The sequence below is a fragment of the Clostridium zhoujianii genome, from assembly GCF_051590805.1.
Lineage (GTDB): Bacteria > Bacillota > Clostridia > Clostridiales > Clostridiaceae > Clostridium.
This window is the reverse complement of the sequence record NZ_JBPUTF010000001.1, coordinates 1,786,360-1,799,008: the sequence shown is the minus strand read 5'-3', so window position 1 is coordinate 1,799,008 and position 12,649 is coordinate 1,786,360. Positions and strand designations below refer to the sequence as shown.

General features: G+C 31.7%; 13 protein-coding genes. 12 read left to right on the top strand and 1 reads right to left on the bottom strand.

The features are described 5' to 3' along the window. Window positions 1–97: 97 nt before the first annotated feature. The 3 genes from rplS to rnhB all read left to right on the top strand — a co-directional run bounded on the left by rplS (window position 98) and on the right by rnhB (window position 2,178). Entirely contained in the window at window positions 98–445 is a 348-nt protein-coding gene (gene rplS / locus ACSYT2_RS08385; protein ID WP_430854777.1) for a 50S ribosomal protein L19, read from the top strand. A gap of 65 nt (window positions 446–510) precedes the next feature. Next, entirely contained in the window at window positions 511–1,353 is an 843-nt protein-coding gene (gene ylqF, locus ACSYT2_RS08380) for a ribosome biogenesis GTPase YlqF (protein WP_430854776.1), read from the top strand. A gap of 12 nt (window positions 1,354–1,365) precedes the next feature. Beyond that, window positions 1,366–2,178 (top strand): ribonuclease HII, encoded by an 813-nt coding sequence (rnhB, locus tag ACSYT2_RS08375; RefSeq protein ID WP_430854775.1) that lies wholly within the window; start codon window positions 1,366–1,368, stop codon window positions 2,176–2,178. An 84-nt stretch (window positions 2,179–2,262) separates the two neighbouring features. On the opposite strand, the gene ACSYT2_RS08370 is transcribed toward rnhB, so the two are convergent. Next, window positions 2,263–2,628, bottom strand: coding sequence for a YraN family protein (locus ACSYT2_RS08370; RefSeq protein WP_430854774.1), 366 nt, complete (start codon window positions 2,626–2,628; stop codon window positions 2,263–2,265). Between the two features lie 113 nt (window positions 2,629–2,741). Here ACSYT2_RS08370 and ACSYT2_RS08365 point away from each other — a divergent pair, with 113 nt between their 5' ends. The 9 genes from ACSYT2_RS08365 (at window position 2,742) to uppS (ending at window position 12,640) form a co-directional block, all read left to right on the top strand. Beyond that, the gene (locus ACSYT2_RS08365) at window positions 2,742–4,265 is read left to right on the top strand and encodes a YifB family Mg chelatase-like AAA ATPase (RefSeq protein ID WP_438384527.1); all 1,524 of its coding nucleotides are present in this window, start codon (window positions 2,742–2,744) and stop codon (window positions 4,263–4,265) included. A 16-nt stretch (window positions 4,266–4,281) separates the two neighbouring features. Beyond that, window positions 4,282–5,334 (top strand): DNA-processing protein DprA, encoded by a 1,053-nt coding sequence (gene dprA / locus ACSYT2_RS08360; protein WP_430854772.1) that lies wholly within the window; start codon window positions 4,282–4,284, stop codon window positions 5,332–5,334. Window positions 5,335–5,378: 44 nt separating this feature from the next. Beyond that, the gene (gene topA, locus ACSYT2_RS08355; RefSeq protein ID WP_430854771.1) at window positions 5,379–7,466 is read left to right on the top strand and encodes a type I DNA topoisomerase; all 2,088 of its coding nucleotides are present in this window, start codon (window positions 5,379–5,381) and stop codon (window positions 7,464–7,466) included. A 212-nt stretch (window positions 7,467–7,678) separates the two neighbouring features. Next, window positions 7,679–8,455: a GTP-sensing pleiotropic transcriptional regulator CodY gene (gene codY, locus ACSYT2_RS08350; protein WP_430854770.1), complete on the top strand. Its 777-nt coding sequence runs from the start codon at window positions 7,679–7,681 to the stop codon at window positions 8,453–8,455. 276 nt (window positions 8,456–8,731) lie between these two features. Beyond that, window positions 8,732–9,433: a 30S ribosomal protein S2 gene (rpsB, locus tag ACSYT2_RS08345; protein ID WP_430854769.1), complete on the top strand. Its 702-nt coding sequence runs from the start codon at window positions 8,732–8,734 to the stop codon at window positions 9,431–9,433. Between the two features lie 90 nt (window positions 9,434–9,523). Then, on the top strand, window positions 9,524–10,435 hold the full coding sequence (tsf, locus tag ACSYT2_RS08340) for a translation elongation factor Ts (RefSeq protein ID WP_430854768.1): 912 nt from the start codon (window positions 9,524–9,526) through the stop codon (window positions 10,433–10,435). 75 nt (window positions 10,436–10,510) lie between these two features. Further along, entirely contained in the window at window positions 10,511–11,224 is a 714-nt protein-coding gene (gene pyrH, locus ACSYT2_RS08335) for a UMP kinase (RefSeq protein ID WP_430854767.1), read from the top strand. Between the two features lie 10 nt (window positions 11,225–11,234). Next, complete coding sequence (frr, locus tag ACSYT2_RS08330; RefSeq protein ID WP_430854766.1) at window positions 11,235–11,792, top strand: ribosome recycling factor; 558 nt, start codon at window positions 11,235–11,237, stop codon at window positions 11,790–11,792. Between the two features lie 71 nt (window positions 11,793–11,863). Beyond that, complete coding sequence (gene uppS / locus ACSYT2_RS08325) at window positions 11,864–12,640, top strand: undecaprenyl pyrophosphate synthase (RefSeq protein ID WP_430854765.1); 777 nt, start codon at window positions 11,864–11,866, stop codon at window positions 12,638–12,640. The last annotated feature ends 9 nt before the right edge of the window (window positions 12,641–12,649 follow it).

The window sequence follows — 12,649 nt, the reverse complement described above, 5'->3', positions numbered from 1 at the left end:
ATATGCTAGAATAAATTTTGTGCTAGTACGGGCGCTCCTCTGCTAAACAAGGCTTTGGTAAGAACGTCAAATTTTATCTATCAAGGAGGAATGCACAATGAACGAAATTCTAAGACAAATAGAACAAGAACAAATCAGAACTGATTTACCAAGCTTTAACGTTGGTGATACTATCAAAGTTCACGTTAGAATTAAAGAAGGTAATAGAGAAAGAGTTCAAGCTTTCGAAGGAACTGTAATTAAGAAGCAAAATGGTGGATTAAGAGAAACTTTCACTGTAAGAAGAGTTGCTTATGGTACAGGAGTTGAAAGAACTTTCCCAATTAACGCTCCAATCATCGAAAAGATTGAAGTTACTAGAAGAGGTAAAGTAAGAAGAGCTAAGTTATTCTACTTAAGAGATAGAGTAGGTAAGGCTGCTAAGGTTAAAGAATTATTAAGATAGTTTATTTAAGAAAGGGGGACTTTAAGAGTCCTCTTTTTTTCTATCCAAATTTAGGAGGTTAATATATGGCTATAAACTGGTTTCCAGGGCATATGAAAAAAACTCAGAGAGAAATAAAAGAAAATTTAAAATTAGTTGATGCTGTTATTGAAATTAGGGATGCTAGAATTCCTAGAAGCTCAGCTAATCCAGATATAGATAAGTTAGTTGGAGATAAGCCAAGAATAATATTATTAAATAAAAGTGACTTGACAGAAAAGAGGGTTACTAAGGAGTGGATTAAGCATCTATCATCTGATAATGTAAGAGTATTAGAGGTTAATTGCCTACATGGTGGTGGACTTAATGCTATAAAACCTGCATTATTAGAACTGTTAAAGGAAAAGCATGATAGACTTAAATCTAAAGGATTAGTAAAGATAACAACAAGAGTAATGGTTGTTGGAGTACCTAATTGTGGTAAGTCTACATTTATAAACAAAATGGCTAAGAATGCTATAGCTAAGGTTGGAGATAGAGCTGGTGTAACTAAAAATAAGCAGTGGATAAAGACACCTTTAGATATGGAGATGCTAGATACTCCAGGAGTATTATGGCCAAGATTTGAAGATGAAGAAACAGCTTTAAACCTTGCATTTACTGGAGCTATTAAAGATGAAGTTATGGATACTGAAGAGTTAGCTTATAAATTAGTAGAAAGATTACAAATATATTATCCAGATAATCTTATTGAAAGATATAAGATAGAAGAAGTCTATGAAAATCCACTTGATACATTAGATGCTATAGCAAGAAAAAGGGGATGTCTAATGCGTGGTAATGAGATAGATTACAATAGAATTGCTGTTCTTTTATTAGATGAATTTAGGGGCGGAAAGATTGGAAATATTTCATTAGAACGTCCATAATAGAGGTGTGATATGGAGTTGGTAAAAAAAGACATAAGTCTTTTAAGTTATAATAACATTAAGGGATTTGTAGATAGTATAGATATAGAAAAAGAACTTAATAATGAAGATTTAGAGACCTTAATTAGAGCTCTTTTAGAGGATAAAAGGAAAAATGTTATTAACCTAGGAGCTAGAATTCGAAAGAATAAAGAGAAGCTTCTAAAAGAGATTAAACGTGTAAAAGATATGTATGAGTTTGATAGATCTTTTGGTGAGTATAGGTATGTAGCAGGAGTAGATGAGGTTGGGAGGGGTCCACTTGCAGGACCTATTGTAGCTTGTGCTGTTATATTAGATCCAGAGACTATTGATGATGAATTAATACTTGGTTTAAATGATTCAAAAAAATTATCTGAGAAGAAAAGAGAAGAATTAGCATTAATTATTAAAGAAAGAGCATTGGCTTATTATATTGCATCCTCTTCAAATGAAGAAATCGACAATAAGGGGATTGGATATTCAAATAATGCAGTGTTTTTAGAAGCATGCACATCTCTAGAAATAGAACCTGATTTGGTATTATCAGATGGATACTTAGTGAAGAATATTAAATTTGAGAATAAATCTGTAATAAAAGGAGATACTAGGAGTGCGTGTATAGCAGCTGCTTCTATTGTAGCAAAGGTATATAGAGACAATTTAATGAAGGAATATTCAAAGAAGTATCCAAATTATTATTTTGAAGAAAATGCAGGGTATGGAACAACAAAACATGTTGAAGCCATAAAAAAATATGGTCCTTGTAAGATACATAGAATGAGCTTCTTAACAAGAATACTATAATTTAAAGTGAACTATTTAAAAGATTTGTTTATAATCTTTTAAATAGTTCACTTTTAATTTATATATACTTATAAATAGGAGTTGTTACCTAAAGGCATCGGGTATATGTGAGATTGTATAATCAGCATTATAGTAGTTTAATGATATCAAGATAACATCAAAGCGGATATTAATATTATAAAGACCTTTCCTATGAATATAATAGGAAGCGATAGTTTTTATTTTCTTTTGTTTTTCTGAAGTTACAGCCTCTAGAGGTGAACCATAGGATTTAGAAAAACGAGTTTTTACCTCTGTGAAAACTAAAAGATCCATAGTTTTTGATATTATATCAATTTCTCCATTTTTATTTCTAAAGTTTTTATCTAAGATAATATGATTATTTTTCTTTAAGTAAATAGATGCAAGATCTTCTCCGTAGTAGCCAATAGGTTTATTAATATTATTCATAATACTCCTTACAAATGTAATATGTCTAAATCATTGCCTAAAAATTAAAAAATAATCTTAATTACTATGATTTAATTTGAGAACCGCTGGTAATAATCTAGAGGGGTGATTAAATGGCAATAAAAATATTAAGTGCAACATATTCAGAGTTACAGGGAATATTAATTGACGTGGAGGTTGATATAACAAGAGGAATGCCTTCATTTGTAATAGTAGGATTACCAGATGCTTCTGTAAAAGAAGCTAAGGAGAGGGTAAGATCTGCAATAATAAACAGTGGTTATGATTTTCCATTAGGGAGAATTACAATAAATTTGGCTCCTGCTGATGTTAGAAAAATAGGATCATTATTAGATTTACCTATAGCCTTAGCAATACTTATGGAAACTAAACAAATTGCAGAAAAAGATCTAGAAGAATTCATAATATTTGGAGAGTTATCTCTATCTGGAGAAATAAAAGGAGTTAGAGGAACATTACCTATTATAATTGAAGGAATAGAAAAGAAAGTTGAAAGGTTTATATTCCCTTATGAGAATATCAATGAGTGCACATATAATGATGATGCGATACTATATCCATTTTGTACATTGAAAGAGGTAATATCATTTATAAATTTTAACGACACAATGCCTTTTGAAATTGAAGATATAAAATTAGAATATAAAGAGAACTACTTTGATTTTTCAGAAATTATCGGGCAAGAAAGTTCTAAAAGGGCTATGGAGATTGCTGCAGCAGGAAAGCATAATCTACTTATATATGGAAGTACTGGAGTTGGTAAAACAATGCTAGCAAGGGCGTTACCCTCCATACTACCTAAACTATCTAAAAAAGAAGAACAAGAAATTGCAAAAATTTATAGTATTTCTGGTCTCTTAGAAAGTGATAAGAAGTTAGTAAGACCTTTTAGAACACCACATCATACTATAACGAGAACTGCATTAGTAGGTGGTGGAAAAATTGTTAAGGCTGGGGAGGTAACGTTAGCACATAATGGAGTACTATTTTTAGATGAGATACTAGAATTTAAAAGGGATGTGTTAGAAGTACTGAGGGAGCCCTTAGAAGATAGAGTAGTTCATATAAATAGGTTACAAGGTAGTTTTGAGATGCCTTCAGATTTTATATTGGTAGGTGCCTATAACACATGTCCCTGTGGGAAAAGTTCACTTGATGGAATGAATGATAGTTGTAATTGTTCTGAAGGGGAAAAGAGAAGGTATTTAAATAGATTATCAAAAGCATTAAAAGATAGAATGGACCTTTTTAATTATGTACCAAGGGTTGAATATAGTGAATTAAGAAAAGAGTCAGAACATTACAGCTCTAAAAGAATGAAATATAGGGTGCTAAAGGCTAGAGAAAAGCAACATGAAAGATTAATAGGCACATCATATCAATATAACTCTCAAATAAGGGGAAGAGATGTATTTGAATTATGTAGAATATCACAGAGAGTTGAAGAAATACTCCATGCATATTTTAATAGTAATAAACCATCTTTGAGGGTATATGGGAAAATAATAAAAATAGCAAGAACAATTGCAGATATTGATGAGAAAGAAGATATTGTTGAAAGTAACATAATTGAAGCTATAGGGTATAGAAGGGATTGTAATGGTGAATTTGTATGATGGGGGTAGACAGTTTATGAAATATAAGATATGGTTATTAATGTTAAATGTAAATAATAATGAAAAATTAAAGTTATTAGAAAAATTCGGATCAGAAGAGGAAGTCTTTAATAGATTCGATGAATTTATTAGAGAAAATACATTATTGTATAAAAGATTTGCTAGTTATAATAAGAAAACTAAACTTTTAGCAGCAGAAAATCTTATTGGTTGGATGAAAATAAATAATGTAGGATTTATAACAATAAATGATGAAGGGTATCCTATAAGCTTAAAAGAGATAAATGAGCCACCATATGGCTTATTCTATAAAGGTAATATTGACCTTTTGAAAGAAAGAATAGTATCAATAGTTGGGTCTCGAGTATGTACTACCTATGGAAAAGAAGTAACTAAACTATTGACAAAAGAATTAATTAGCTATAATATCACAATCATAAGTGGAGGTGCTAAGGGTGTAGATGCAGTAGCCCATGAAACTTCTATAAAATGTAGTGGAAATACTATAGTAGTATTAGGTTGTGGTATTGATATTGTTTATCCAGCTCAGAATTTTTCTATTTTCAAAGAGGTAGAAGAAAAGGGGCTGATATTATCAGAATTTATACCAGGTACACCACCGTTAGCTTATAATTTTCCCAGGAGGAATAGAATTATTAGCGGTTTAAGTGAATTAATAATTGTTGTAGAGGCATCAGAAAAGAGTGGATCTTTAATTACTGCAAGTTATGCAGCTGAACAAGGTAGAGATGTTATGGCTGTTCCAGGTCCTGTTTTCTCTAAAGGAAGTAATGGATGCAATAAATTGATTAAAGATGGTGCATATATCTTCTGTGATTTAGATGATCTTTATACAATATTAAAGTTAGAATGTAAACAAGATAATAGGATAATATCACCAGTAAAACAAAAGATATTATCTATAATAGAAAATGAACCAATACATATAAATGATATTATAAACAGATCCTATGTTGACAGAGAAGCTCTGTTTAAGGTATTATTTGAAATGCAAATTGGAAATGAAATAATTAGCCTTCCAGGCAATTATTATGCAAAGATTACGTGAGTTTTAAGGGGGTGAAGGCTCCATAAAAAGTATGGAGTTTTTATATGGGTCAAAAATTAGTTATAGTAGAGTCACCTGCAAAGGCTAAGACAATTGCAAAATATTTAGGAAAGAATTATATAGTGGAAGCATCTATGGGGCATGTTAGGGATTTGCCAAAAAGTAAATTAGGTGTTGATATTGAGGATAACTTTAATCCTAAATATATTACTATTAGAGGTAAGGGAGAACTTATAGATAAACTTAGAAAAGCAGCAAAAAAAGCTGATAAAGTATATCTTGCAACTGACCCTGACCGTGAGGGTGAAGCAATATCATGGCATTTAGCAAATATACTTAAAATTTCAGAAGATTCGCAGTGTAGAATTGTGTTCAATGAGATAACTAAGACAGCTGTTAAAGGATCTATAAAGGAAGCTAGAAAAATAAATTTAAATCTTGTGGATGCACAACAAGCTAGAAGAATATTAGATAGATTAGTTGGTTATGAGATTAGTCCTATTCTTTGGAGAAATGTTAAATGGGGATTAAGTGCTGGTAGAGTTCAATCTGTAGCATTAAGACTTATATGTGATAGAGAAGAGGAAATAAAGGCTTTTGTACCAAAAGAATACTGGACTGTCGACTGTGTAATGAAAAAGGATAAGAAGAAATTTGCCATAAAATTAGCAACAAAAGATGGCAAAAAGGTTGAAATTGATTCTGAAGATAAGGCTAATGAAATTATAGATGACATCAAAAAAGGTACATTTGAAGTGAAAAATATAAAAAAAGGTAAGAAGAATAAGAATCCACTTCCACCATTTACAACAAGTACCCTTCAGCAAGATGCAAGTAGAAAGCTTAATTTTATGACAAAGAGAACTATGTCCATAGCGCAAGCACTATATGAAGGTGTAGAAGTAAAGGGATATGGAACTGTAGGATTAATAACATATATGAGAACAGATTCTGTGAGAATTTCTGATGAAGCACAGGGTAAGGCATTAGAATTTATTGAAAATAGCTATGGTAAGGAATATATACCTGAAAAACCAAGAACATATAAAGGTAAGAAGAATATACAAGATGCCCATGAAGCAATAAGACCAACTTATGTAGAAATTACTCCAGAGATTGCAAAGGGAAGTTTAACACCAGAACAATTTAAACTTTACTCATTAATATGGAAGAGATTTATGGCAAGCCAAATGGCTTCATGTGTTTTAAATACAAATTCAATAGATATATTGAATGGTGCTTATAAATTTAAAGCAAGTGGTTCTGTAGTAGATTTTGATGGTTTTATGAAGATATATGAATATACTATGGAAGAAGAGGAAGATTCAGTAATAATTCCAGTGTTGGAAGAAGGGGAAATTCTAAAGAGTGATTCTATAGAAGGTAAGCAGCATTTCACGCAGCCACCAGCAAGATTTACTGAAGCTTCATTTGTTAAGCTAATGGAAGAGAAGGGAATAGGAAGACCAAGTACTTATGTTCCAACTATTTCAACTTTATTAAATCGTGACTATGTTAATAGGGAGAAGAAAAACTTAATCCCAACTGAATTAGGTTTTATAGTTAATAATATAGTAAGTGAGTATTTTAAAGAGATAGTTGATGTTGATTTTACTGCAGATATGGAAAAAAATCTTGATCATATTGAAGAAGGAAGTACAGAATGGCGTAGTGTTGTAGGTGAATTTTTTGAACCTTTAAAAATAGCAATAGAAAAGGCTGAAAAAGAGGTATCTAAGGTTGTTATAGAAGATAAAGTGAGTGATGTTCCTTGTGATAAGTGTGGTAAAATGATGGTTATAAAAAGAGGACGATATGGTAACTTCCTAGCATGTCCTGGATATCCAGAATGTAAAAATGCTAAACCTATAGTTGAGGAATTGGATGTACCATGCCCAGAGTGTGGAAAAAAGATAGTGGTAAAGAAGAGCAAAAGAGGTAAAAAATTCTTCGGTTGTTCTGGATATCCTGAATGTAAGTTTGTAAGTTGGAATGAACCTGTTAAGGATATATGTCCAGAATGTAAATCTTATATGGTATTGAAATATTCAAAAAAAGAAGGTAACTATGTACAATGTTCTAATAAAGAATGTGGCTACAAGAAAGTATTACCTAAGGAAGATAAGAAATAGTGAAGATATATTAGAATATACAAGAAAAAGATATATCTATCATGAAATATTCTACTATATAATACAATATGTCGAAATAAGAAAAAATAATATTGAAATCATAGGCTCTGTATGATAAACTTAATAAGATTGTAATGGTTAGAAAATTTTAAATATTATGAATTTTAAAATAAAGAAGATCTATTTGAGTTATATTACGAGGAGGATTATTAATGTCATCACTACTTAACAAGACAAGAATGTTAAATAAGATATTACAAAAATCTGGTACAGAGCCTGTGGCATTTGAAGATATATGTAAATTATTAAGTGAAGTATTAGAATGTAATGTGTATATTGCTAGTAGAAAAGGGAAAATACTAGGACATACATTTTCAAAAGAATTTGAATGTGAAATTATGAAGAAAAAAATCATTGAAGATAAAAGATTTCCAATGGAGTATAATAATAAGTTACTAGAAGTTAGTGGTACATTAGCTAACTTGCCTAATAAAGGACTATGTGTTTTTGAAGGGGAAGGAAACTGTACAGTGGCGGACAAGCTTTCAACTATTGTACCTATTGTTGGAAATCGTGAAAGACTAGGGACTTTACTACTAGCGAGATTTGGAGATGCTTTTACTGATGATGATTTAGTAATAGTTGAATATAGTGCAACAATAGTTGGAATGGAAATGCTAAGAACAAAGCAAGATGAAATTGAAGAGGAAGCAAGAAAAAAGGCAGTTGTACAATTAGCTATTGGAACACTTTCATATTCAGAGCTTGAAGCAGTTGAACATATTTTTGATGAATTAGATGGAACAGAAGGATTACTAGTTGCTTCAAAGATTGCAGACAAAGTAGGAATAACTAGAAGCGTTATAGTAAATGCATTAAGAAAATTTGAAAGTGCTGGAGTTATTGAGTCAAGGTCATTAGGTATGAAAGGGACACATATTAGAATACTTAATGAAAAGTTACTTGATGAACTTAAAAAAATAAAATAATATTATAGATGAAAACCACAGATTTATCTGTGGTTTTCATTTATATGAATTTGTAACTAAATATTAAAATATAAAGTAGCAATAGTTTTGAGAAGAAATTAGGCTTAATGAATATAAACTAAGAAAAATATATAAAATATTGTTGATACAATAAAAACCTTATGGTATACTAACAAAGGTAATAAAATACACACATTGTCTAATGCGTATAGTTGGTGCCGTAATGGTGTCTATGCGAGAATGAAGGCAGTGGAGGGAAAACCAGGAGGTAAGAAAATGTCAGTAATATCAATGAAACAATTATTAGAAGCAGGTGTACACTTTGGTCACCAAACAAGAAGATGGAACCCTAAGATGGCTCCTTACATTTTTACAGAAAGAAACGGAATCTATATAATAGATTTACAAAAGACTGTAAAGAAAGCTGAAGAAGCTTATAACTTTATTAAAGAAGTAGCTGCAGAAGGAAAGGATATCTTATTTGTAGGAACTAAGAAGCAAGCACAAGAAGCTATCCAAGAAGAAGCTATAAGATCTAACATGCACTTTGTTAATAACAGATGGTTAGGTGGAATGTTAACTAACTTCGAAACAATAAAGACTAGAATCAAAAGATTACAAGAAATCGAAAAGATGGAAGAAGACGGAACTTTTGAAGTTCTTCCAAAGAAAGAAGTTATGAAGCTTAAGGGAGAAATGGAAAAGTTAGAAAAGAATCTTGGCGGAATTAGAAACTTAGATTGCGAAAACATTGGTGCAATGTTCGTAGTTGATCCAAGAAAAGAAAAGAACGCTATTTCAGAAGCTAAGATTTTAGGAATTCCTGTTGTTGCAATAGTTGATACTAACTGTGATCCAGAAGAAGTTGACTATGTAATTCCTGGTAACGATGATGCTATAAGAGCGGTTAAGTTAATAACTGCTAAGATGGCTGATGGAATCATGGAAGGAAGACAAGGCGAACAATTAGCTGAATAATAATTAAAATAAAAGGTAGGTGAAGAATTCTTCATTTACCTTTTACCCTAAATGATAAGGGTTACTTTTAAAAATGAGGAGGAATTTAATATGATAACTGCAAAATCAGTTAAGGAATTAAGAGAAATAACTGGAGCAGGAATGATGGACTGCAAAAAGGCTTTAACAGAAACTAATGGAGATATAGAAAAGGCAGTAGAACTTTTAAGAGAAAAAGGGCTTGCTGCTGCTGCTAAGAAAGCAGGAAGAGTTGCTGCTGAAGGTCTTGTTAAAACATATATAACAGAAGATAATAAAACTGCTGGTATAGTAGAAGTTAACTGTGAAACTGATTTCGTTGCTGCTAACGAACAATTCATTGCTTTTGCTGATAAGCTAGCTAAGATGGTTGTTGAAACTTCAGCTACGACAGTGGAAGAATTCTTAAATGAAAAGTTTGAAGGAGATCAAACAGTTTCAGAAGCTCTAACTGCATTAATCGCTACATTAGGTGAAAACATGACAGTTAGAAGATTCAAGAAGTTCTCAATTGAAAAGGGAGCTATCCAAACTTATATCCATGGTGGCGGAAGAATCGGTGTTGTTGTAGAAGTTGCTTGTGATACTGAATCACCAGTAGTTGCAGAAGTTGCTAAGGAACTTTGTATGCAAGTTGCTGCTGCAAATCCTTTATTCTTAAATCAAGATGGTGTTGATCAAGAAGCTATCGAAAAAGAAAAAGAAATTTACAGAGTTCAAGCTTTAAATGAAGGAAAGCCTGAAAAGATCGTTGATAAAATGGTTATGGGAAGAATTCAAAAGTACTACAAAGAAGTATGTCTTTTAGATCAAGCTTGGGTTAAAGATGGAGATAAGAGCATAACTAAGTTTGTTGAAGAAAAAGCAAAAGAAGTTGGTTCTCCAATCACAGTTACAAGCTTTGTAAGATTTGAAAGAGGCGAAGGAATCGAAAAAGTTGTAGAAGATTTCGCTACAGAAGTTGCAAAGCAAATGGGTAAATAATAAAACCAAAGAGAACACTAAGTGTTCTCTTTTTTTAAAGAAGTATGAAACGTATATAATATTGGAGGTAAAGGTATGGCTAATAGTAAGTATAAGAGAGTAATGTTAAAACTATCTGGAGAAGCCTTAGCAGGTGAAAATGGTTTTGGATTAGATTTTAATGTAGCTACAAGAATTGCACTAGAAATCAAAGAATTAGTGGATATGGGAATTGAAGTTGGTGCTGTTGTTGGTGGCGGAAACATCTGGAGAGGTAGAAGTGGCGAAGGTATGGATAGAACCACTGCTGACTACATGGGAATGTTAGCTACTTGTATAAATGCATTAGCATTACAGGACTCGTTAGAACAAGTTGGTGTTATGACAAGAGTTCAAACTGCCATAGAAATGAAAGAAGTTGCTGAACCTTATATTAGAAGAAGAGCTATGAGACACCTTGAGAAGGGTAGAGTTGTTATATTTGCTGCAGGAACTGGTAATCCATATTTCTCAACAGATACTACAGCTGCATTAAGAGCAGCAGAAATCGAAGCAGATGTTATACTATTAGCTAAGAAAGTAGATGGAGTATACAATAAGGATCCTCATAAGTATTCAGATGCTAAGAAGTATGATACACTGTCATATATAGATGTTTTAGAGCAAGGATTACAAGTTATGGATTCAACAGCCACATCTTTATGTATGGACAACAATATTCCAATATTAGTTTTCGGTCTTGATGATCCAGATAATATAAAGAGAGCAGTATCTGGAGAGAAAATAGGAACTTTAGTTACAAAGAGGTAGGAGGCTTATTATGATTAAGGATATAATTAATAATTCTGAAGTGAAGATGCAAAAAACTATTTCTGTTTTAAAATCAGATTTATCAACTATGAAAGCTGGAAGAGCCAATCCAACTATGCTTGATAGAATTCAAGTAGAGTACTATGGAAGCTTATGTCCTTTAAGCCAAGTTGGAAATGTTACAGCACCAGAACCAAGAGTTCTTATGATAACTCCTTGGGAAAAGTCTGTATTAAAGGATATAGAAAAAGCAATATTAAAGTCGGATTTAGGACTTAATCCTTCTAATGATGGATCTGTAATTAGATTAATAATACCTGAATTAACTGAAGAAACAAGAAAGAATCTTGTAAAAAATGTTAAGAAAACAGGAGAAGATGCAAAAGTTGCAGTAAGATCAATTAGAAGAGATGCAAATGAAAAGATAAAGGCTTTAAAGAAAGACTCTGATATCTCAGAAGATGAAGTTAAAAAAGGCGAAGATGATGTTCAAAAGAAAACTGATACATATATCAAAGAAATTGATGGCATCATTACGGCAAAAGAAAAAGAGATAATGTCAATATAGAGCTTACAAAGTAAAAAAACCTGCTCTTACAGCAGGTTTTTTTATTAAATTCATGTATGGGAGGGGCAACTTTGTTTAAGATTTTTAAATCTAATAAGAATGTAGAATCATTACATAAGAGTGATGAGAATTTAGAGTTAGACATGAGTAGAATTCCTAAACATATTGCAATTATAATGGACGGCAATGGTAGATGGGCAAAGGCTAAAAATCTTCCAAGAAGCATGGGACATAAAGCAGGTGTTGAAACTATCAGAAAGATAATTACTGAAGGTGACAGATTAGGGGTAAAATATATGACTCTTTATGCTTTTTCAACTGAGAATTGGAAAAGACCAAAGGAAGAAGTTGGAGCCTTAATGAAGCTTTTAGTTCAATATCTGAAGCAAGAAATTGATGAATTAGATTCAAAGGGAGTAGTGATTAATGTTCTAGGTGATATTACTAAACTACCTAAAGAATGTAGAGAAGAAATTGCAAGGGCAAAGGAAAGAACTAAAGATAATAAAGGAATAGTAATGAATGTTGCTTTAAATTATGGTGGTAGAGATGAGATACTTAAGTCAACTCGATCTATTGCAGAGGATATAAAGTCTGGAAAGATAGATATAGAAAGTATAGATGAGAATCTTATTGAGAAGTACCTATATACATCTGGTATGCCAGATCCTGATATAATAATTAGACCATCAGGTGAACAGCGATTAAGTAATTTCCTTTTATGGCAGTGCGCTTATTCTGAATTTTGGTATTCAAATATAAATTGGCCTGACTTTGCAGAAAAAGATTTAAGAAAGGCAATTTATGATTTCCAGAATAGAGATAGACGCTTTGGTGGAGTTAAATAGATTGAGGTG